Here is a 20947-nt window from a genome sequence, read left to right as displayed (position 1 = left end):
GTTTTAATGATGGGTCATTTATGTCGCCGCAGGCGTCACTAGCTCGACTCACCACTGGCATCCGACAGTGCAATGCCTAATCCGTCTGCTACCCCCCGGCCATAATCCACATCGGCTTTCAGAAAATGCCCCACCTGGCGGATTTGTACGTCGCGACTCACGCTATCCATGGACCGGGTAATATTCATCAACAGTTGGCTTTTTTGCTGCGGGCTCATTAAGCGGAACAAATCACCGGCCTGGCTGTAGTCGTCTTCATCCAGACGATGATCATAACGATCGGCCGCGCCGCTGAAGTTAAGCGCGGGTTCGGCGTAAGACGGGGTTTGTTTGGGCGTGTTGGCGATACTGTTCGGTTCATAGTTCGGTTCACCGCCGCTATTGCCGTCAAAACGCATGGCGCCATCCCGCTGGTAGTGGTGATAGGGGCACTGGGGTGCATTGACCGGTAACTGCTGGTAGTTGGTGCCGATGCGGTATCTCTGGGCATCCGCGTAAGCAAAAACACGTCCTTGCAGCATTTTATCCGGCGACAGGCCGATGCCCGGCACTATATTACTCGGGGCGAACGCTGCTTGTTCCACTTCTGCAAAGTAGTTACGTGGGTTGCGGTTCAGTTCAAAGATCCCCACTTCCTGCAGCGGATACTCTTTTTGCGACCACACTTTGGTGACATCAAATGGATTCACTGCGCGGTCGGTTGCTTCCTGTTCTTTCATAATCTGAATGCACACGCGCCAGCGCGGGAAATTACCCTGCTCGATAGCGGTGAACAGGTCTCGCTGGGCATAGTCTGGATCGCTTGCCGCCAGGCGATCGGCCTCCTCGGGCAGCAGGTTTTTAATGCCCTGCAAGGTCTTGAAGTGCCATTTGACAAAGGTACGTTCGCCAGCAGCATTGATCAGGCTGTAAGTATGGCTGCCGAAACCGTGCATGAAACGATAACCATCCGGAATGCCGCGATCGGAGAACAATATCGTGACCTGGTGCAACGACTCCGGCGAAAGTGACCAAAAATCCCACATCATTTGCGGCGATTTAAGGTTAGTCTGCGGGTGACGTTTTTGCGTGTGAATAAAGTCCGGAAATTTCAACGGGTCGCGAATAAAAAACACCGGGGTATTGTTGCCGACGATATCCCAATTGCCTTCCTCGGTATAAAATTTCAGGGCGAAACCGCGCGGATCACGCGCACTATCGGCCGAGCCACGTTCACCCCCCACGGTTGAGAAACGTAAAAAAATCGGCGTTTTTTTGCCTACCTCAGCAAAAAGCGCCGCCTGGGTGAGATGTCGGATATCCTGAGTCACGGTAAAGGTGCCGTATGCCGCTGAGCCTTTGGCATGCACCCGGCGCTCGGGGATATTCTCGCGATTAAAATGCGCCAGTTTTTCGATCAACTGATAGTCATCGAGCATCAGCGGACCGCGCGGTCCGGCAGAGCGCGAATTTTGATTGTCTGCGACCGGGATACCGCCGGCGGTGGTCAGTGGTTTGTGCGGTTTCATCGTGGAGTCCTTGGGTTTCGGCTATGACTCATCATATCCACGTTAAAACACGCTGATTGTGATAGCTAGCCGATTAAAACCATTGAGTCGATATGATCCCCGCCATCTTGCACAGCGTCGGTCTGCAGGCGGTATACCGACGCCCAAAGCACTGGCGTGTGTCACCTCATCAGGCATAACCGGCCCCTTGCAGAGGGATTTAATTCCAGCGTTGGAGTTCCTCAACAGAAACACCCGTTTCATCAATCATAGCCTGTAGAGTATCCGCTAACTCCTGTGGTGTATGGTGGGTAACGGTTAAGGTTTCTTTGGTTTTAGTGTCGATATTCTTAAAGTAATTCTGCAGATAGTCTTTGAGTGGCATACCTGACAATCCATCCTCAAAGGCCTTGGTGTTACCAGAATAGATGATATCGTGTTTGGTATCGTAATAGGTGTAATGACCGCTACCACCGCCGGTTTTTAAAATGCATCCATCCGGATAGGATTTAATAAGATACTCTCGAATAGAATCCAGATGGGCTACGATATCTCCCGCTCGGGCGTACAGGTAGAGACTCGCTTTATTAAATGTACTATAAAACAGAGAAACACGGATACCGCCTAACGTGATGTCTTCCGTTACGCCATTATTAAAAAAAACGCCAAAGTCAATTTGTTTACCTTGGTGGGCGATGCCATCCAATAGCGGAGGAAGTGTATATTCATCTGGGTTGTTCATTTTTTGCAGCAGATAGGTTGCCCCCAGATAACAGGGTTGCGCCACCTTAAATCTCTCATAAAGCGCATCAACTTGCCTGTGTTTAGCTAAAATATCCGGCTTATTCAAGATCGCGGAGGTGACATCGTGACTTAGTACGAGTTTCTGTAGGGCACAGGGCAAGGCTGATGCGTTGTTATGCTCTGGGTTCTCTAGGCTAGACGCATATTCCCCAATGCGGGTTTCGCAATAAAAAGCCGGACTTTCAAGGGCGTCGTTGATAAAAACATCGTTTAATGATTTTAGGGTTACTGTCGTTATGACAACGTGTATTTCACCGCAGGAGACAGTCATGCCCGTGTCAGAATTCTGCAAATTGAGTGTATCGCCATTATTTAATACCACCTCACATTGTTCGATGGGATTATTGGCATGTTCTTTAATGATACTGTAAATGGAATCGATGATGTGTAGGTAACTATCTATATGTTGACGGATATTTCCATCTTCATAAATGCCGATGACGCCATGCTTGATACCCTGTTCTAATACGGGTAGCATCTTCTGCGTGGTTACTTCATTAGCCTGCTGATTATTATAAGCTAAGGTTGTTGGTGAGGAATGTGCAATAATTGTCATTGTGAATTCTTGAATGAAGTTTGTTGAAGGTGCCAAGTCACTGGCGGACATAAAACAGGTATTTTATGTCCAGTCTATAGTAATGGAATACCTAATAAAAGATATTGTCTGGTTAACTAAGTAAAAAATATAAAATAGGAGATAAACGAAGAGTATAAATATTTCCATGCGAGCATATATCATTATATTGCCATGGAAATATTTCCCGTTTTTTTTTTGGCTGCGACAAGGGCTGAAACAGGTAATCGTTCACCTAAACTCCCTTAACACCTCAATAAATGCCCGCAGCCCCTGCGGTACATGACGGTTGCCGGGATAATAAAGATACAAGCCTGGTATTGCCGGACACCATGCCTCCAATATGCAGGCCAGCGCGCCACTCTCGATAAAAGGCTGGGCAACCGTATCGGGCACATAAGCAATTCCCATGCCGCGCGCAGCAGCTAGGGCCATCAGATCAAGATGATCCAGCGTTAACGTGCCGGGTACATCTACCACCATTTCCTGACCGTTGCGGGCAAATTCCCAGCGATAAAATTTGCCGCTGGGCATCCGGATGCGGATACAGTCATGATGACGCAGGTCATCCGGCGTTTGTGGGGCCAACCGCGTGGCCAAATATCCCGGTGCGGCTACCGCCAGAAAGCGTACCGGTCCACCGAAGCGTACGGCAATCATATCCTGAGGCACGGATTCCCCCAACCTGATCCCGGCATCGAACCCCTCGGCGACAATATCCACTAGTTTGTCTTCAGCACACAGATCCAGCGACATGTCCGGATAACGCGTAAGAAAGGTGGGAATAACCGACTCAATTAGCAACCGCGCCGGCTGCTCGCCAGCATTGATACGCAGTATGCCACTTGGCCGATCGCGAAACAGGTTTACCTCGTCCAGCGCCAGATCCAGCTCCCTGATCAATGGGCGCAGGCGGGATAACAAACGGTTGCCGGCTTCGGTGGGTGCGACGCTGCGGGTGGTGCGATGCAGCAGTCGTATCCCCATATTTTGCTCAAGCACGCGCATCATATGGCTCAGCGTTGACGGGGACAGTCCCAGCTCATCTGCCGCGCGACGAAAGCTACGGTGGGCGGCGATGGCAGCGAAAGCGGTTAATTCCGCAAAAGTAGGTTTGATCATTGGTGGGTAATTTTCACTTGTTCATGCCACATTATGCGGATAGTAGCATGGGTCACGCTTGGATAAACTCATTATTGCCGCCGCTGTGGCGCTATGTTTACCGAGGAATGCATTATGCCTATAACCTGGTTTATTACCGGTACATCTTCCGGACTTGGCCGTCAACTGACGGAAACCCTTCTGGCACGGGGCGATCGCGTCGCGGCCACCCTGCGCCGGGTGGAAGTACTGGATCCGCTGCGGGAGCAATACGGCGACCGACTGTGGGTCGCGGCTCTGGACGTTACCGATACCCAGGTCGTGCGCCGGGTGATGGACCGTGCGTTTGCCCATTGGGGGCACATCGATAGAGTGGTGAGTAACGCGGGATATGCGCTGTTTGGAGCAGCAGAAGAAGCCAATGATGAACAGATCTGCCGCCAAATCGATACAAATCTGATTGGTTCAATCCAGGTCATCCGAGCGGCCTTGCCTCATTTGCGGCGCCAAGGCGGCGGACACATCTTGCAGGTCTCATCGGAAGGCGGTCAAACTGCATATGCCAATTTTAGTCTGTACCATGCCACTAAATGGGGCATCGAAGGTTTTGTCGAGGCGGTAGCGCAGGAGGTGGCACCGTTTAATATCACCATGACGCTAATCGAGCCAGGGCCGGCCAAAACCGGATTTGCCGACGGATTAGTGCGGCCGCCACTCATGGCGGAATATGACGCTACCCCAGCCAGGGATGTCAGCCGCGCCGTGGATAATGGCCAATTTTCCCTTACCGGCGATCCAATGAAAATGGTACGTGCCATGATTGACTGCGCCGACAGCCCCGCCGCACCCCGGCGGCTTGCATTGGGCAGCACGGCTTATGAACACATACGGGCGTCATTGCAACAGCGGCTGGAAAGTCTGGAGGCGCAAAAGGCCATCGCGCTGTCCGCCGATATCGCGGCCATCGATAGGTGTTAACGTGTAGCTAGGGTACACCGGTCTATTGTAAACCGTCGGTGGGCTGGATAGCGGCCATGATTTTTATCCATGATGCTCGTGTTACTGAGATCTTATTCACAGTTTGCAAATATGACGGTTTATTTTATCGTAGCCATGATCCAGCTCCGATAGTTAAATTATATCCGTTGTGATTAAGCATGATGGATATATAACTAGTGTGGGGCTATTCCCATATCCAGGGACATACAGACATGAGTGAAAAACTTCATCTCCAAGAGCCGCAAGATAAAAACTTTATCAGCCTGAGAGAACCTTGGGAAGTCGAGTACTGGACGCACACCTTAGGGGCAACCAAACAAAAAATCTCCGCCGCCATTAGGGCCGTAGGCAACGGGACCAAGGACGTCAAATCCCATTGTGGCAAGTAATAAACGCGCCGTCTGATAATTTAACCCAGTAAACTCATTACAGTTGCCATCCTTATGCGTTAAACTTCGTCAGTGGATTTTTTCCACGGCCATGTCTAACGATTCAGGATAACTCATGAAGACCATTCTTGCCGCTGGCGTTGCCGCCAGCCTGATTTTTGTCGCAGCTTCAGCCAATGCCATCAGTATCAATGGTGACGTTGGCGAGCACTACACCAACATCGGTTTTGGCTTCGGTACTACCACCCCGGGTCTGGCGTTAAGCGGCAACTGGGCGCATAACGATGACAACGGCGACGCTGCCGGTTTGGGCTTGGGGTATAACATACCCTTCCATCCCTTGATGTTGACGCTAGGCGGCAAAGGCATGTATGTGGGTCCGAAAGCCGGTGATGACGGATATGCCGCTGCACTGGGTGGCGGTCTGCAACTGCCGGTTGGCAGCATGTTTGGCCTGTACGGCGAATATTACTACTCCCCTGATTCCCTCTCCAGCGGCATTGAGAGTTATACTGAAGCCAATGCGGGTTTGCGTTTGACCGCGATCCCCATGGTCACCGTAAGCGTAGGCTATCGTTATATGACACTGGACGGCAAAGAGGGTCATCGTGACAGTGTGCTGGCCGATGGCCCTTATATCGGCGGTGCGGTTAACTTTTGATGGTTGGCGCCAGTGAAACTGAGATCAATCCGTTTCGTTGGTCCACCTCGGTCAATAAGCCGCTTGGCGGCTTATTGATAGCAACGCTAATTTATTATTAATGCATTGTTTATCTTTGTTTTATTTATAATCAATATGACGAAGTTGAAAATCGATCTTTTCCTGTTCACCGGTGAGACGATAGGCGATAGCCGCGGCAAAATCGAATGCCACGCCCAGCCCTTTGCCGCTAATCAAATTGCCGTCTTCCACCACCGGCTGGTCAATATAGATGCCGTCGGTCACCTGCTGATAGAGATCCCCAGAGCAGACATAATGACGCCCGCGTAATAAGTTATGCGCGCCCAATACCCGTGCGCCAGCCGAACACAGGGGACAAATTAACCGTTGTGCCGCGTCATGCCGCCGTATAAAGTCTAACACCATAGGATTGGCCGCCAGATTAACGCTACCGTCGGGACCACCAGGCAGTATGATCGCATCGTATAAGGCTGTCTGCACACTTGACAAGGTGCAGTCGGCGAGCATCGCGATATTATGATAACTCACCACCATCATGTCGTCCTGGCACGCTAAGGTGTCAACCTCAATATCCAGACGTCGCAGCAAATCGACAGTCATAATGGCTTCTGCCTCTTCAAATCCTGGCGCGAGCAGTACCGCTGCTTTGCTCATCACTACACTCCTCATCTACGATATGAATTTTCGTTATCCGGCACATCAAGAACCTGACCCACCGACGTCGGACGTCATGGGGGCCTCTATTTTGTTACGTGTTGGAAAAACCATATCATTAATAAAACATAATTTCTTTTTTTATAAACCAATCTTTCATAACTTTGAATTTGATCGGCTAATTCTTTGCGCTATTGCCATATTATGATTAATGGTGGCAAAACCCGGCATGTTTTTGTTGAGTTGCCGCGATATCGTGAGCCATAGAGTGAAGGGTGAGATGCGTGCTTGAGCATGTCTCTAATGGTTCAACTATTGGCAGATAAACCATGAAAAAACGTACAATACGATTACACAATTATCTAGCCTATGGCTCAGGTGACTTTTTGGGGGCTGGTACCACGGCCCTTACCTCAGCGTGGCTCCTTTATTTTTACACCACCTTCTGCGGATTAACCGCAATAGAAGCCACGTTTATCTTTTTCTCGGCGCGGGTGTTGGATGCGGTGCTCAGTCCGTTAATGGGATATTTGACGGATAATTTTGGCAATACCTGGCTCGGCAGGCATTTTGGCCGTCGCAAGTTTTTTATCTTGTTAGGTATTCCCTGCGTATTTAGCTACAGTCTGATGTGGATGGGGGATATGCAGTTTTGGTATTACCTGATCACTTATTTATTATTTGATTCGGTTTACACCATGATACTGGTGCCTTATGAAACATTGGTACCGGAAATGACCGATGATTTTAAGCAGAAAGCGAAATTTTCCGGTGCCCGTATTGCACTGGCACAAACCTCGGCCATCCTGGCGGCGTTTTTACCTGGCATATTGTTGACTCATTTTGGTAAGGATAATCCGATTTCCTTTTTTTATGCCAGCCTGGTGTTTTCAACCCTGTGCGCCATTACGTTGACTCTGGTCTATCTGTTCACCTGGGAACGGCCTGCGGAACTCAAGTCACAAGCCGTACTTAAGCTTGAACGGGAAAAACAACAGTTAACATTAATGCAAAGCCTCAAACGGTTGCATATAGAGCTGTCTTCAACCTTCCGTATCCGAATTTTCCGGCAACATCTGGGGCTGTATCTGGGCGGTTATATCGCACAGGACATTTTTAACGCGGTATTCACCTATTATGTGGTGTTTGTCCTGATGCAAAGTGCGACGGTAGCATCACAACTCATGGGCGTGATGTCGATTCTCCAACTGGTTGCCGTGCTGTGCATGATCCCACTGTGTATTCGCCTTGGGCCTGCGCCATCCTATCGTTTGGTGGTAACGCTGTTCGGCATTGCAGTTATCTCTTATGGCACTTTGTATTATTTAAGTCTCGATTACAATTTCCTACTCTTGATGGTTATCTCGGCTATCGCCGGCTTGGGTCGGGGCGGCATCAACTATGTCCCATGGAATATTTATACCTATATTGCCGATGTTGATGAGGCGATCACCGCGCAACGGCGCGAGGGTGTTTTTGCCGGGATTATGACTCTGACGCGCAAAGCATCGCAGGCTGGCGCCGTGATGTTGGTCGGGATCGTATTACAACTGTCCGGTTTTGTTTCCGGGCAAAGCATGCAAACGATGGCGGTTAAACACACGATTTTAGGTGTTCTTTGTATCGGGACGCTGGTGGTGCTGTGTATCGGTTTTTATATTTCTCTGCGCTTCAAGCTTAACCTGAAAACCCATGGTGTATTGCAAGAAGAAATTCATAAAATGCGTGCGGCCAATCAGACGGTTCCACAGGATATTACTCCTGAAGCCCGGGCAACCGTTGAAATGCTGGCTGGCATGAAATATGAGTCACTTTGGGGAAATAATAATATCGGCTATTTAAATCGCGAAAAAGGTGTGCCGGAAAAAGCGGCTCAGTTGAAGCATGTTTGATTGATATTTCAGTAAAAAAAGGGAAGATGATGACAGTATTCAATGTGAAACAAAGTGCTTTATTACGCCAACCGGAACATTTTATTTCACGGGATGAACTTAAAGCGTTGATTTGCAAAATTACCGATAATTTGATCAATATCGAAGACAGCACTGGCGAATTTTTGCTGCGTCTTGACGATGGTCGGGTTATTGATACCAAAGGATGGGCAGCAGGCTGGGAATGGACGCACGGCATTGGATTATATGGCATTTATCAATATTATCGCCAAACTGGGGATAATGAGATGCGGGCCATTTTAGACAAGTGGTTCACCGCCAGCCTGGCGAAAGGAACCCCAACCAAAAACGTTAATACCATGTGTCCGTTCCTGACGTTGGCCTATCTGTATGAAGAAACCCCTCGTCCAGAGTGGCGCCCCTATTTAGAGCGCTGGGCACAATGGGTCATGTATGAAATGCCGCGCACCGAAAAACAGGGTTTACAGCATATTGTCTATAACAGTGAAAATCATCAGCAAATGTGGGATGACACGTTAATGATGAGCGTGTTACCGCTGGCGAAAATAGGCAAATTGCTCAACCGGCCCGAGTTCGTCGAAGAGGCCACTTATCAGTTTTTATTGCATACGCAATATCTGATGGATCGCGAAACGGGCCTGTGGTTCCATGGTTGGACATTTGACGGTAAGCATAACTTCGCCGGTGCCCGTTGGGCGCGTGGCAATAGCTGGCTGACCGTGGCAATCCCCGAGTTTATCGAATTGCTGGATCTTCCCGAACATAATGCAACCCGTCGCTATTTACTGCAAATTGCCCAAAGCCAAATGGATGCGCTGGCCGCATGTCAAGATGACAGTGGATTGTGGCATACGTTGCTCGATGATGCCGATTCTTATCTGGAGTCATCAGCAACCGCGGGTTTCGCTTATGGTATTTTGAAGGCCGTACGCAAGCGCTATGTTGATCCCCGGTATTTACCTATGGCGGAAAAAGCGATTCGTGGTGTGATCGCCAATATTAGCCCCGAGGGGGAGTTGGCCAATGTGTCTTTTGGCACGGCAATGGGCAGCAGTCTTGATTATTATCGCCAGATTCCACTCACGTCAATGCCTTATGGCCAAGCTATGGCGATTTTATGTCTTTCAGAATATCTTAATATTTATATCTAATAATATAGCGCTGCATGCGGCATACCCTTGGGGATATAATCTATCCCCAAGATGGTTATTATAAAAATAATTATTTACTTAATAAGAGTTTGTATGAAAAATAAATTTACAGGCTTTACATTAGCACTATCCCTTTGTGTATGGTTAAACGGCAGTATGGCAGCGCAACTTATTAATAAGGACGGCAATAAACTTCAACTTTATGGCAAAGTCGATACATTGCATATGTTCTCTGATAATAAGGGTATTGATGGTGATCAGACCTATGTGCGTTTAGGTTTTAAGGGCGAAACACAGGTTAATGATGTGATCACCGGATACGGCCAATGGGAACAACAAATCAATGCTAATCAATCTGAAAGTAGTACCAGCACCAGCGTTACCCGATTAGGTTATGCGGGGCTTAGACTTGGTGAATATGGCTCGGTGGACTATGGACGAAACTTCGGTGTGTTATATGATATTGGTTCCTGGACCGATGTCATACCCGAATTCGGTGGTGATGCATACGGTATCGATAATTTTATGTTTAAACGAACCACCGGCTTACTCACCTATCGTAATAAGAACTTTTTTGGTTTGGCCGAAGGACTTAAATTAGCCTTTCAGTATCAGGGCAAAAATGGCGGTACGGGTGAAACCAACAATAGCCGTGGGGTGTTACAACAAAATGGCGACGGTTATGGCATGTCGTTAATTTATGATTTGGGTGCAGGTGTGAGCGCCGGTGCAACATTTTCCTCGTCCGATCGCACCAATGGGCAGAATAGTATTGACTATGGTCGAGGGAACAAGGCTGAGGCTTACCGTGCCGGTCTTAAATATGATGCCAATCAAATCTATCTGGCTGCGACCTATACTCAAACCTATAATGCGACTCCGTTTGGTAGTTCTAGCCATTCAGTTTATGGCTTCGCCAACCAGGCACATGTCACGGAACTGATTGCGCAGTACCAGTTTATCTCGGGCTTGGCACCGATCATTGGTTATCTGCAGACCGATGGTAAAAATATTGAGGGATATGGGGATCAAACAATATTAAAATACATTGCTTTTGGTGGGGCTTATTTCTTTAATAAAAACATGTCAGCTGATGTGATATATAAAGTTAACTTGTTGGATAAAAATAGCTTTACCGAAAATAGTGGCATCAATGTTGATGATATACTGGCTGTTGCGATGATTTATTATTTTTAATGATGGAGGACGCTCTTGATGAAAAAATATGCTCTGGTGGGTACCGGGGGTCGATCGGGATTATATCTTGAAGCTATCTCTCGCGATTATCGAAATAGTGCTAGATTTGTTGCATTTTGTGATACTAATCAGACGAGAATGAATTATGCTAACAGTATAATCACAAAATTTGGTCATCCAGCAGTATCAACCTGGTCCGCGCTGGAATTTGATGCCATGATTAACACCGCGCGACCCGATGTGGTTATTGTCACGAGTATCGACAGAACCCATGATCACTATATCATTAGGGCCATGGAGCTGGGATGTGATGTTATTACTGAAAAACCCATGACCATTGATGCTGAGCGGGCGCTTAATATTCTTAATACTATCAAAAAAACCGGTAAATCCTTGCGGGTTGCGTTTAATTACCGCTATGCCCCCCATCATAGTAAAGTCCGTGAGTTGCTGATGAATCGCACCATTGGGGATGTGTATTCGGTGCATTTTGAGTGGTTGCTCAATACCCAACATGGCGCGGACTATTTCCGCCGCTGGCATCGCGACAAACGAAACAGTGGCGGATTGCTGGTGCACAAAGCCACCCATCATTTTGATCTGGTGAACTTTTGGTTAGCCACCGAACCGCAGACCGTTTATGCCCAAGGCGCGTTACGGTTTTATGGGCGGGAAAATGCGGAATCACGCGGTGTGGAGCAATTTTATTCCCGCGCCCAGGGGAGTAAACAGGCTGAGAACGATCCTTTTGCTTTGCATCTTGATCAGTCGGAATCATTAACCGCCCTGTATTTAGCCGCAGAGTCGGAAGACGGTTATTATCGTGATCAAAGTGTTTTCAGTGATGGAATTAGTATTGAGGATACCATGTCGGTGTTGGTAAAGTATAAAAACCGAGCGCTGTTAACCTATTCCCTTAATGCCTACCTGCCGCTGGAAGGGCTTAACGTGGTGTTTAATGGCAGTGAAGGACGTATGGAGATGAAGGTTATCGAAACCTCTTATGTCAATGCGGGTGGCCAACGGGAAAATGAGGGGGGATTGGAATCTTGCCAGATTATGGTCTATCCGATGTTTGCCGAACCGTGGTCTGCCCCGGTTGCGTATGGTGAAGGTGGCCACGGCGGGGGGGATAAGGTGATGCTAAACGATCTGTTTGGTGAACCGGGTTTTGATCCTTTACAGCGTGCGGCTGACCACCGGGCTGGGACCCTGTCGATTCTGACCGGCGTGGCGGCCAATATATCCATGCAGCGCCAGGCGCCGGTCAATATTAATGAATTTGAGGTAACTCGGGGGTAAGTGCTAACACACGGGTTACGGTTTTGTTGTAGCCTTGGTTATGGGGCGTGCTGACCAGTAACCCGCTAGCAGTGAGCCTGATAGATTGTGCCATACTGAAAATAGCGCACCGGGCAGGGCCGCCAACGGCGAGAAATAGATCTTGCCCAAAGTGGCGGCCAGTCCGGAGTTTTGCTTGTGTTAACTGCCTGCTGTTGGGGGCATAAACTCGGCCAGTTTGCGTTTTTGCATACCCCGGTCGTCTAGATTAAGCGGACTTAGCCAATGTTGCATGGCCTGACGGATCTCTGGCCACTCGTTATCGATAATGGAATACCAGCGGATGTCACGACTGTGTCCCTTGGAAACCTGTGTTTGCCTAAGCGTTCCTTCATATTGAAATCCCAGTCGTTGTGCTGCGTTGATTGCCGCTTGATGCAGACTGTCACATTTCCAACCACATCGTCTGTATTGCAAAGTATCCAAGGTATAAGACAGCAACAGAAGTATTGCCTCGGTGCTACATAAGGTCCGTTTCATCAACGGTGACCAGTTAATCCACCCTATCTCTAGCGCCCCGTTATTCGGGTCTATACGTTGCAACGCCATGAAACCCACCGCTTTGCCGGTTGAAATAGCAATCACAGCATAAAAAAGAGGATCATTACTGGTGGCGAGCGAGGCAATGTAGTGATCACACTGCCTAATAGTGATGGGCCTTTTAATGTGAAAGTACGTCCAGTCACGTTCGTCATCGATACTGTGCCAGGCATCAAATAAATCCTGGCTATGCTTGATGTCAATCGGCTCAAGCCGACAATAGTCTCCTTTAAGGACAACTTTTTGCGGGAGTGGTCGCGTTTGCCAGTCGGGTAATGATTTACCCAATGCTTGTCCGTAAATATTTAATTCTGTCATTGTAAACCATACCTTTGTGTTTAAATTTATAAAATATACGCAAGGCATCCAGAAAACCATTTTACGTTGATTTATTTGGCTGGATTTGTCTCAGCCCAACACCTTTTCCCGGAGGCAAACAGGTAAACTCTGCCACCCACGCTATTAGGGTGGCCACGGGATAACCCAAATAGGAATATTGTCGAGAATACGCACCTGATATCCCACATGCAACCGGTATAGCGATACATGTTTGGTTAAATACCTATACTATTCAGTCTATTAATGGTTTGGTTAGCTAAGTTGGGTTTTATGTGCAGTGTAATGCATTATAAATGATACTAGCTTGCTTCGATTCTTACATCATTTGTATCGTGTTCACTATTTTTACCGCTGCCTGTGGTTAACTGGCGCGGGGAACCACCGTTTTTGTTAAATGAATATGTTGACTAAGGGTATATGCTTATTAATCTGGTTTTACCCTTTAACATAGGACAACAGCGATGAATTCATCCGTCATTCCTGCTTCGATGCACGCTATTGCCATCAAACAGTCCGGTGGTCCTGAGCAACTGGTTATGGTCGAGGTACCCGTACCCCGTCCGGATGCTGGTTATGTACTGATTAAAGTTGCGGCGGCGGGGGTCAATCGTCCGGATGTACTGCAACGAAAAGGCGTTTATCCGCCTCCGGCCGGCGCCTCGGCGCTGCCGGGCCTGGAAGTGGCGGGGGAGGTGGTGGCTCTGGGCGCAGAGGTAAGTCGCTACGCCGTTGGTGATGCGGTGTGTGCGCTGATTGCCGGTGGTGGCTATGCAGAGTATTGCGTGGTGCATGAAACCAATGCACTCCCGGTGCCGCAGGGGTTATCCCTGTTGCAGGCGGCGGCGCTGCCCGAGACATTTTTTACCGTCTGGACCAATGTTTTTCAGCGCGGCAAACTGCGGTCGGGGGACATTGTGCTGGTCCACGGTGGAACCTCCGGCATCGGTTCGGTGACCATTATGCTGGCAAAAGCGTTTGGTGCCAGGGTGTTCGCCACCGTCGGATCTGATGAAAAATGTGCGGCGGTGCTGAAATTGGGCGCCGATGGCGCGATTAACTACCGTACGCAAGATTTTGTCGCAGAAATTCAGCGTCTTACCGACGGGCATGGTGCGGATGTGATTGTCGATTTGATTGCCGGCGAGTATGTGGCGCGCAACTACGCGGCGGCGGCGACAGATGGCAGGATTGTGCAAATTGGGGTGCAAAACGGTCCGGCGAAGGAATTGAATCTGATGCTGATGTTGGCTAAACGGCTAACCCATACCGGCTCGACCCTGCGGCCACGCACGGTGGCGGAAAAAGCCCTTATTGCCACGGAGTTGGAGCAGCAGGTCTGGCCGCTGTTGGCCGCAGGGAAAATAACGCCGTTGATCGACCGGACGTTTCCCTTACAGCAAGCGTGCGATGCGCATACGCTGATGGAAGGCAGTACACATATTGGCAAAATCATGTTGGTGACGCGCGCCTACACGTCTCTGCTGTCAGCGTAATATTCGCGAGGGCCGCCCCGTCGGCCAACAGTGATGATGGGGCGGTTTCAACCTCTAACGCTTAAAGCCGATATCATCGTTAATGACCGCGCCTGGACCGATGGGAACGCGTCCATGGGTGGCCATCTTGAGTTTGTAGAACGTGATGTTATCGCGCGAAACCTTACGCAGAAAATCCTCGAATACCTGGATGGTGAGTTGCTCGCCGGGACAACGGCGGTAGCTAAAACCAAAGGGGGCAAATCCCGCATAGTCGCACACCGGCTTGGGTTTACCCTCCACCGTAGCGAAGACGGTGCCAAAACCGCTGTTGGTGATGCTGACGTTGCGGCCATCGCTGACGTCCACGCTGGTAATATGAAACGGGCAGCGGGCCAGTCCCATACCCTGTATTTTTTCTTCGGTAATGTCGGCGCTGGTGGGCACATCTCGGTAGCGATCGGGATCAAATTGTTCCGGTTCGTGCCAAAGTGTTGGGTTATTATTGGTGGTGACATGTGGCGTCACGATAAAACTATGGCGTTCAAACGGCAGCCCGAAGCGTGCGTGAGGGGATTCGCCATAGGCTGAGTTGCGGGCATCCACCACCGAAGAAATACTGCCGCCGTTAGGCGAAATGGTACGAAATAGCTCCATAACCAGCAGTTCCAGGGGCGTGTAAACACCATCACCGCGGTTATCATAGTCGCCGCTCATGGTGGCCTTGAACACATCACGCACCTTGGCGTCGCCTCCCTGCTCACTCAAGCGTGACATAATGCCGTAAATCGAGTTGCCCCATTGACTAAAGGCAACAAAATTATGGAAACATTCAAATACAATATCTTTAACCCCAAAATGCGTTCCATCACCGGCGTTTTTCAGCCAGTACCACGCCATGGTTTTTTCCGGATGGGGCGTGCGGCCGCTATTGATATCACTGACGCGGTCATCAATCCATTTTTTAAGAAAATCAAGATGTTGTCGTACCTTCATGTAATTTTCATACACCATGGGATCCAGTGGATTACGGTATGCCAGGACAGTATTAAAGGCTTCACCGATTTCCCGGACCTGCGGCGGGATGGCATCACCGTTTACCCCTAAATGTAAATCCCAATAAATATCAAAATAGTAATCGAGATAGTGGCGCATAAAGGGTTTGTTGGCATATTTTTTGTCTAATATGCGGTCAAAGAACGCCACCACCTTTTCCTGATACATCGGTTTATAAAGATCCGGGGTGACGGCAGCGAAGTAGATACGCTTACGCAAATTATCGTCGCCACGTTTTTCCAGACCTTGCAGAAATACCGTGCTGCCTTCTTCCGGTGTAGGGCGCCAGTCTTTATAAATCAACCCCCACAAATCGTGTGGCAGCGCATTTTCCTTACTCAATGCAACATCAATAATAGGCAACAGTGGCCTTTCTCCCTCATAGAGGCTGGTTAGAAAAAAAGGAATAACGGCATTATCAACATAGGTTTTATCGAAATGAGCCGGAATGGTTTGTCGAAAACGCGCCACCGCCGCGGCAATTGGCACTGGCACATCCGCTGGGTATGCACGGGTCGCCGCTGTTGCGTCTGCCGCTAATGCACTGGTGGTCGAGGTGCCGGTGGCCAATCCCAGGACTGCGGCGCCTTTTATAAATTGTCTTCTTTTCATAGCTGTGCTCCAGTAAGGAAAAGATATCTATTTGGTTTTGATATTAAGCAGAATATGGATAAGTTATGATGCTAAGGTAAATATTCATCCGACAATAATCAGTTGATGGAAAATTAATATATCTCGTGCCAGATAAAATAGTAATTTAATAATGCTGTTTCATTGTGGCGGTAAATATTTATTAAACTAAACAGAGTATATCGTTTTTATGTTATCGGGTGACATGATTGCTGTTGCCGAAATTAGCATTGGCTCAGATTGTCTGGCGTGCGGATAGGTGCCCGGTTTGTGGCTCATAGTGTCTTTACTTATTGCTTGCGGAGCTTCATTATCATTTTCTCTAATGAGTTGTGAACCCTTAGCCGGTGGGTCTGGTATGAATTGGAAACTGACAGCATGGGTTGTTGCCGTTACCACGTATAGCGTCTGTTGCCACGCAACCGGCGACGCGGTCGGTATCACGGTAAACGACATGACGCCCAAAGATCGGCAGATCGAAACCGATTGTGGCAAAATCAACCAGTTCGCGCTGGCCGGCAATAAAGCATATCGGCAGCAAAACTGGTCCAGTGCCGTTGACGAGTATACCGCCCAGGCTGCCTGGAGTGAGTTTTGCCGTTTGCCCCGACAGTCGATTGCTATGGCTTATAATAATATCGCGCTAGCATTAATGGGCGGCAATGAGCCGTTAAAAGCGCGAGCCTGGCTCGCCCTGGCACCTGATAACAGTAAAAGCGTGGCCAATCTTGCTCGGTTGCAACCGGCGCTCGCGGGCCTGCACGCGGCTTCGGTCGCCAGCCCTGGGGGCGATTACTGGCGTTATGCCGGTTTTGGCGTATGGAGTGCGGTATCGGTGCGCCCGCAGGGGGAGCGTTGGGAAATAACCTTCAACGGTTATTATATGCCGGCCATGGGAATATATTATGGTCCGAATATGGGTAATTTTTCTGCAGTGGTGCCCATTGCGGCCGGTCAGGCAGTTTATCGACAGAACCGCCAAGACGCAGGCTCATCATGCCAGGTCGATCTGTCGTTTAGCCCCGATCGGGTGCACCTGGCTACGGTTGAGGGCGATTGCGGATTTGGTATGAATGTCCAGGCCAGAGGCGATTTTATGCGGGTATCAATCCATTAAATCCGCGACCTGGCACTGTCGGTGGGCTGAAACCCGGCGGCGCTGAGTTATTGGCCAGACGCGGCCTGAGCACCGCGTGTTGGCGATATCGCCTTGGCCAGTCTGGCGGGGACGGCGGCGGCGATGTTGTGCAGGTCATCGATAAAATGGCTGATCAGCGCGGAAGGAGGCCGATGCAACGGCCGGATCAGGCTGACCGTAAAGGGCACCTGATGGCTGAAGGTTTTCAGCACCACGCCGTTACCGGCGTAATCCAGCGCGGTAAGAGGGTTGACGATGGAAATGCCGACCCCGGCGCGCACCATGGCACATACCGAGGCTGCACTATGGGTTTCGACGATCATGTCTCGCTCGACGCCTTCGCGCATGAATAGTCGATCCAGCAGTTGGCGATAACTGTCGGTCGCGGACAAACTGATATACGCCCGGCGATCAAAATCCGCCGGGGTTAACACCGGCCGCTCAGCCAGCGGGTGACCGCTCGGCAATACACACACTTCGTTGAGTGTCATCAAGGTTTCCCGCTCGGTGCCCGCCGGGGTAAAGGTATTTTCCGTCAGCCCGATGTCGTGGCGCTGCGCCGAGAGCCACTCTTCCAACAACGGTGACTCCTGTGGCACCACGTTGAGACTGACACTGGGAAAATGCTGGAAAAATTGCCGACACACCAGCGGCAACAGTGACTGGGAAAACACCGGCAGGCAGGCCACCGATAGTTGTGCCTGGCGGAATTCACGAATGGCATGGGCGGCGCTGATAATGCGGTCCAAGCCATAGTATGAGCGCTGAACCTCTTCAAACAAACGTAACCCTTCTCCGGTCGGCTTAAGCCGGCCCTTGACCCGCTCGAACAGCGTGAGGCATAGCAGTTGCTCTAACCGTGCCAATTCACGGCTCACAGTAGGCTGCGAGGTTTTCAGCAGCATGGCGGCTTCGGTCAGGTTACCGGTGGTCATGACCGCATGAAAAATATCGATGTGACGTAGGGAAATGGCTGCCATAGTGACTCTCGCTGAAGTATATCCATATCATAAATGAATAGATGATGGTTAAAAAGATATTTTATTAATAGCTTTTTTTGCTTAATAATCGCTGAAATGATCATGTTAACCGTGCCAAACGCCGGAGAGTTCATGCCACAAAATCTGTACACCACCCAGGGCGCGTTAAACGCGGCCAATCTGCTTCAGCTGGCCCAGCGTTATGCTGGCCCGGTGTGGGCATACGACGCTGAGGTCATTGTTGAGCGCATTCGTCAATTGCGTCAATTCGACGTGATCCGTTTTGCCCAGAAAGCCTGTTCCAATATTCATATCTTGCGACTGATGCGTGAACAGGGGGTTAAGGTGGATTCCGTTTCCCTCGGCGAAATCGAGCGGGCCTTGGCCGCAGGTTACCGGCCCGGAGCGGACACGGACGAGATTGTTTTTACGGCCGATGTGTTTGACCTGCCCACCCTGCGGCGCGTGGTGGAATTGGACATACCAGTCAATGCCGGATCGGTGGATATGCTTGAACAACTAGGGCAGCTTTCGCCGGGGCACCGTGTCTGGCTGCGGATTAATCCGGGGTTCGGCCATGGTCACAGCCAGAAAACCAATACCGGCGGTGAGAATAGCAAGCATGGTATTTGGCATGACGATTTGCCGCTGGCGATTGAACAATTGCGCCGCTATAACCTCAGGCTTATCGGTATTCATATGCATATCGGCTCAGGCGTGGATTACGACCATTTGCGCCAGGTGTGTGAGGCAATGGTGCGGCAGGTTATCGATTCAGGCCAGGATGTGCATGCCATTTCGGCCGGCGGCGGCCTGTCGGTGCCTTATCAGTTTGGCGAGGAAGCCATTAATACCGATCACTATTTTGGCCTGTGGGATGCCGCCCGCCAAACGATTAGCCGTCATCTAGGCCATCCGGTGACGCTGGAAATCGAGCCTGGACGTTTTTTGGTGGCGGAGGCCGGCGTATTGGTGGCGCAGGTGAGGGCGGTCAAGGACATGGGGCAGCGTCATTTTGTGTTGGTTGACACCGGTTTTAACGATCTGATGCGTCCGGCCATGTACGGCAGTTATCACCATATTTCGGTCATCCCAGCCGACGGTGGCGAGCTTTTGGATCAGACTAGCCGTGAGACGGTGGTGGGCGGGCCGCTATGTGAATCAGGGGATGTGTTTACGCAACTGGCCGGCGGCGGCATGGCGCCACGCGCGTTGCCTGCCGTTCAGGTTGGCGATTATCTGGTGTTTCATGATACCGGCGCCTACGGTGCGTCGATGTCGTCGAACTACAACAGTCGACCATTGTTGCCGGAGGTGCTGTTTGAACAGGGGCGACCACGGGAGATCCGCCGACGACAGACGCTGGATGAACTGTTGGCGCTGGAACGGGTGGACGGCACGCTGCCTTTCTGACGCCGATGCGCCAGAGTTCGACGGTTATCTGTTTGAATCAGTATCGATTCTCTGGGCGGCGATTAAGACTCAGACGGTGGTGGTGCCACTGAGTGGCGGCGCACCAGGGTAGGGCTGAAAGTATTCGTCACCTCCGGCAGCGGATCGCCGTTGGCCAGCGCCAGCGCCAGGCGCGCCGCCTGGTTGGCCATGGCCACCACCGGATAACGTATGGTGGTCAGGCGCGGGCGAAGGTAGCGGGAAATCAGCACGTCGTCAAAACCGACCAGCGAAATCTCTTCCGGCACCTCGATACCGTTGTCGCTCAGCACCGCCAGCGCACCGGCGGCCATAGAGTCGTTGTAACAGGCAATACCGGTGAAATTCCTGCCGCGTCCTAATAGGTCGGTCATGGCCTGTTCGCCTCCCACTTCATCCGGTTCCCCGTAGGCAATCAACTTATCGTCCACCGCAATATTATGATCCTTCAGTCCGTCCAGATATCCCTGCAACCGGTCGGTACTGTCAGGAATAGGGTGGCTTGAACAGATACAGGCGATGCGCTGGTGGCCCTGCTGAATCAAATGGCGGGTCGCCAGCCAGGCGCCATAACGATCGTCAAGCGCGACACAACGATTGGCATACTCGGGTAAAATACGGTTAATCAGCACCATGCCGGGAATATGCGCCATCAGCGCATTCAGTTCCGGCTCGGGAATCATCTGCGCATGCACCACCAGTGCCGCGCAACGATGGCGGATCAGTTGCTCAATCGCCTGGCGCTCTTTATCGAGGATATGATAACCGTTACCAATCAGTAAAAAGTTACCCGTGCGGTAAGCCACCTGTTCCACCGCCTTGACCATGGCGCCGAAAAATGGATCGGACACATCCGCCACAATCAGTCCCAGAGTTTCTGTGGATTGCTGCGCCAGCGCACGGGCATTGGCGTTGGGGTGGTATTGCAGTTCCTCCATGGCGCTCAGCACCGCCTGACGTGAACTGACGCTGGCTTTAGGTGAATTATTAATAACGCGAGATACTGTGGCGACAGACACCCCCGCCAATTTAGCTACATCCTTTATGGTGGCCATATCGCTTTTAAGCT

The 20947-nt window shown here is 50.3% G+C and carries 18 protein-coding genes and 1 pseudogene; 10 read left to right on the top strand and 9 right to left on the bottom strand.

Going from position 1 to position 20947, the window contains the following annotated elements:
• Positions 1-38: 38 nt before the first annotated feature.
• The 3 genes from SJI19_RS18695 to SJI19_RS18685 all read right to left on the bottom strand — a co-directional run bounded on the left by SJI19_RS18695 (position 39) and on the right by SJI19_RS18685 (position 3987).
• On the bottom strand, positions 39-1508 hold the full coding sequence (locus SJI19_RS18695) for a catalase (RefSeq protein WP_323479777.1): 1470 nt from the start codon (positions 1506-1508) through the stop codon (positions 39-41).
• A gap of 199 nt (positions 1509-1707) precedes the next feature.
• Positions 1708-2847, bottom strand: coding sequence for a hypothetical protein (locus tag SJI19_RS18690; RefSeq protein WP_323479776.1), 1140 nt, complete (start codon positions 2845-2847; stop codon positions 1708-1710).
• A 249-nt stretch (positions 2848-3096) separates the two neighbouring features.
• Positions 3097-3987: a LysR family transcriptional regulator gene (locus tag SJI19_RS18685; RefSeq protein WP_323479775.1), complete on the bottom strand. Its 891-nt coding sequence runs from the start codon at positions 3985-3987 to the stop codon at positions 3097-3099.
• A gap of 114 nt (positions 3988-4101) precedes the next feature.
• Between SJI19_RS18685 and SJI19_RS18680 the strand changes: the two genes are divergently transcribed.
• The 3 genes from SJI19_RS18680 (at position 4102) to SJI19_RS18670 (ending at position 6015) form a co-directional block, all read left to right on the top strand.
• Positions 4102-4944, top strand: coding sequence for an SDR family oxidoreductase (locus SJI19_RS18680; protein ID WP_323479774.1), 843 nt, complete (start codon positions 4102-4104; stop codon positions 4942-4944).
• A gap of 233 nt (positions 4945-5177) precedes the next feature.
• A complete protein-coding gene (locus SJI19_RS18675; protein ID WP_323479773.1) occupies positions 5178-5354 on the top strand; it encodes a DUF3606 domain-containing protein in 177 nt (58 codons plus the stop codon).
• Between the two features lie 115 nt (positions 5355-5469).
• Positions 5470-6015, top strand: coding sequence for a YfaZ family outer membrane protein (locus SJI19_RS18670; protein ID WP_323479772.1), 546 nt, complete (start codon positions 5470-5472; stop codon positions 6013-6015).
• Positions 6016-6135: 120 nt separating this feature from the next.
• On the opposite strand, the gene SJI19_RS18665 is transcribed toward SJI19_RS18670, so the two are convergent.
• Positions 6136-6690, bottom strand: a complete 555-nt coding sequence (locus SJI19_RS18665; protein ID WP_323479771.1) for a DJ-1/PfpI family protein — start codon at positions 6688-6690, stop codon at positions 6136-6138.
• Positions 6691-7019: 329 nt separating this feature from the next.
• Here SJI19_RS18665 and SJI19_RS18660 point away from each other — a divergent pair, with 329 nt between their 5' ends.
• The 4 genes from SJI19_RS18660 to SJI19_RS18645 all read left to right on the top strand — a co-directional run bounded on the left by SJI19_RS18660 (position 7020) and on the right by SJI19_RS18645 (position 12253).
• Entirely contained in the window at positions 7020-8582 is a 1563-nt protein-coding gene (locus tag SJI19_RS18660; protein ID WP_323479770.1) for an MFS transporter, read from the top strand.
• 29 nt (positions 8583-8611) lie between these two features.
• A complete protein-coding gene (locus tag SJI19_RS18655; RefSeq protein WP_323479797.1) occupies positions 8612-9754 on the top strand; it encodes a glycoside hydrolase family 88/105 protein in 1143 nt (380 codons plus the stop codon).
• Positions 9755-9847: 93 nt separating this feature from the next.
• Positions 9848-10951, top strand: a complete 1104-nt coding sequence (gene ompC, locus SJI19_RS18650) for a porin OmpC (RefSeq protein ID WP_323479769.1) — start codon at positions 9848-9850, stop codon at positions 10949-10951.
• An 18-nt stretch (positions 10952-10969) separates the two neighbouring features.
• Positions 10970-12253: a Gfo/Idh/MocA family oxidoreductase gene (locus tag SJI19_RS18645; RefSeq protein WP_323479768.1), complete on the top strand. Its 1284-nt coding sequence runs from the start codon at positions 10970-10972 to the stop codon at positions 12251-12253.
• 15 nt (positions 12254-12268) lie between these two features.
• Here the strand turns inward: SJI19_RS18645 and SJI19_RS18640 are convergent.
• Together SJI19_RS18640 and SJI19_RS18635 are read right to left on the bottom strand one after the other, a co-directional pair.
• A pseudogene (locus tag SJI19_RS18640) lies at positions 12269-12427 on the bottom strand (bile acid:sodium symporter); the annotation flags it as partial.
• A 6-nt stretch (positions 12428-12433) separates the two neighbouring features.
• A complete protein-coding gene (locus SJI19_RS18635; protein WP_323479767.1) occupies positions 12434-13150 on the bottom strand; it encodes a GNAT family protein in 717 nt (238 codons plus the stop codon).
• A 482-nt stretch (positions 13151-13632) separates the two neighbouring features.
• On the opposite strand from SJI19_RS18635, the gene SJI19_RS18630 reads away from it, so the two are divergent.
• The gene (locus SJI19_RS18630; RefSeq protein WP_323479766.1) at positions 13633-14664 is read left to right on the top strand and encodes an NAD(P)H-quinone oxidoreductase; all 1032 of its coding nucleotides are present in this window, start codon (positions 13633-13635) and stop codon (positions 14662-14664) included.
• A 54-nt stretch (positions 14665-14718) separates the two neighbouring features.
• Here SJI19_RS18630 and SJI19_RS18625 read toward each other — a convergent pair whose 3' ends face one another.
• Positions 14719-16311 (bottom strand): hypothetical protein, encoded by a 1593-nt coding sequence (locus tag SJI19_RS18625; protein WP_323479765.1) that lies wholly within the window; start codon positions 16309-16311, stop codon positions 14719-14721.
• A gap of 376 nt (positions 16312-16687) precedes the next feature.
• Here SJI19_RS18625 and SJI19_RS18620 point away from each other — a divergent pair, with 376 nt between their 5' ends.
• Positions 16688-17446, top strand: coding sequence for a tetratricopeptide repeat protein (locus SJI19_RS18620; RefSeq protein ID WP_323479764.1), 759 nt, complete (start codon positions 16688-16690; stop codon positions 17444-17446).
• Positions 17447-17493: 47 nt separating this feature from the next.
• On the opposite strand, the gene SJI19_RS18615 is transcribed toward SJI19_RS18620, so the two are convergent.
• Complete coding sequence (locus SJI19_RS18615) at positions 17494-18447, bottom strand: LysR family transcriptional regulator (RefSeq protein ID WP_323479763.1); 954 nt, start codon at positions 18445-18447, stop codon at positions 17494-17496.
• A gap of 132 nt (positions 18448-18579) precedes the next feature.
• Between SJI19_RS18615 and lysA the strand changes: the two genes are divergently transcribed.
• Positions 18580-19860 (top strand): diaminopimelate decarboxylase, encoded by a 1281-nt coding sequence (gene lysA, locus SJI19_RS18610; RefSeq protein WP_323479762.1) that lies wholly within the window; start codon positions 18580-18582, stop codon positions 19858-19860.
• A 62-nt stretch (positions 19861-19922) separates the two neighbouring features.
• Here lysA and galR read toward each other — a convergent pair whose 3' ends face one another.
• Positions 19923-20933 carry an HTH-type transcriptional regulator GalR gene (gene galR / locus SJI19_RS18605; RefSeq protein ID WP_323479761.1) on the bottom strand — a complete coding sequence of 337 codons (1011 nt, stop codon included), beginning with the start codon at positions 20931-20933 and terminating at the stop codon, positions 19923-19925.
• Positions 20934-20947 lie beyond the last annotated feature (14 nt).

It is taken from the genome of Acerihabitans sp. TG2, assembly GCF_035013185.1.
Taxonomy (GTDB): Bacteria; Pseudomonadota; Gammaproteobacteria; order Enterobacterales; family Enterobacteriaceae; genus Acerihabitans.
Note: the sequence above shows the minus strand (reverse complement) of the source record. Positions and strands in the feature narration are given on the sequence as shown.

Excerpts from the sequence above, each read along its gene's own strand:
- SJI19_RS18675 (WP_323479773.1), top strand. The coding sequence starts at position 5,178 with ATGAGTGAAAAACTTCATCTCCAAGAGCCGCAAGATAAAAACTTTATC.
- SJI19_RS18635 (WP_323479767.1), bottom strand. The coding sequence starts at position 13,150 with ATGACAGAATTAAATATTTACGGACAAGCATTGGGTAAATCATTACCC.
- SJI19_RS18665 (WP_323479771.1), bottom strand. The coding sequence starts at position 6,690 with ATGAGCAAAGCAGCGGTACTGCTCGCGCCAGGATTTGAAGAGGCAGAA.
- SJI19_RS18660 (WP_323479770.1), top strand. The coding sequence starts at position 7,020 with ATGAAAAAACGTACAATACGATTACACAATTATCTAGCCTATGGCTCA.
- SJI19_RS18655 (WP_323479797.1), top strand. The coding sequence starts at position 8,612 with ATGACAGTATTCAATGTGAAACAAAGTGCTTTATTACGCCAACCGGAA.
- SJI19_RS18695 (WP_323479777.1), bottom strand. The coding sequence starts at position 1,508 with ATGAAACCGCACAAACCACTGACCACCGCCGGCGGTATCCCGGTCGCA.
- SJI19_RS18620 (WP_323479764.1), top strand. The coding sequence starts at position 16,688 with ATGAATTGGAAACTGACAGCATGGGTTGTTGCCGTTACCACGTATAGC.
- SJI19_RS18670 (WP_323479772.1), top strand. The coding sequence starts at position 5,470 with ATGAAGACCATTCTTGCCGCTGGCGTTGCCGCCAGCCTGATTTTTGTC.
- SJI19_RS18615 (WP_323479763.1), bottom strand. The coding sequence starts at position 18,447 with ATGGCAGCCATTTCCCTACGTCACATCGATATTTTTCATGCGGTCATG.
- SJI19_RS18685 (WP_323479775.1), bottom strand. The coding sequence starts at position 3,987 with ATGATCAAACCTACTTTTGCGGAATTAACCGCTTTCGCTGCCATCGCC.
- SJI19_RS18680 (WP_323479774.1), top strand. The coding sequence starts at position 4,102 with ATGCCTATAACCTGGTTTATTACCGGTACATCTTCCGGACTTGGCCGT.
- SJI19_RS18690 (WP_323479776.1), bottom strand. The coding sequence starts at position 2,847 with ATGACAATTATTGCACATTCCTCACCAACAACCTTAGCTTATAATAAT.
- SJI19_RS18645 (WP_323479768.1), top strand. The coding sequence starts at position 10,970 with ATGAAAAAATATGCTCTGGTGGGTACCGGGGGTCGATCGGGATTATAT.
- lysA (WP_323479762.1), top strand. The coding sequence starts at position 18,580 with ATGCCACAAAATCTGTACACCACCCAGGGCGCGTTAAACGCGGCCAAT.
- ompC (WP_323479769.1), top strand. The coding sequence starts at position 9,848 with ATGAAAAATAAATTTACAGGCTTTACATTAGCACTATCCCTTTGTGTA.
- SJI19_RS18630 (WP_323479766.1), top strand. The coding sequence starts at position 13,633 with ATGAATTCATCCGTCATTCCTGCTTCGATGCACGCTATTGCCATCAAA.
- galR (WP_323479761.1), bottom strand. The coding sequence starts at position 20,933 with ATGGCCACCATAAAGGATGTAGCTAAATTGGCGGGGGTGTCTGTCGCC.
- SJI19_RS18625 (WP_323479765.1), bottom strand. The coding sequence starts at position 16,311 with ATGAAAAGAAGACAATTTATAAAAGGCGCCGCAGTCCTGGGATTGGCC.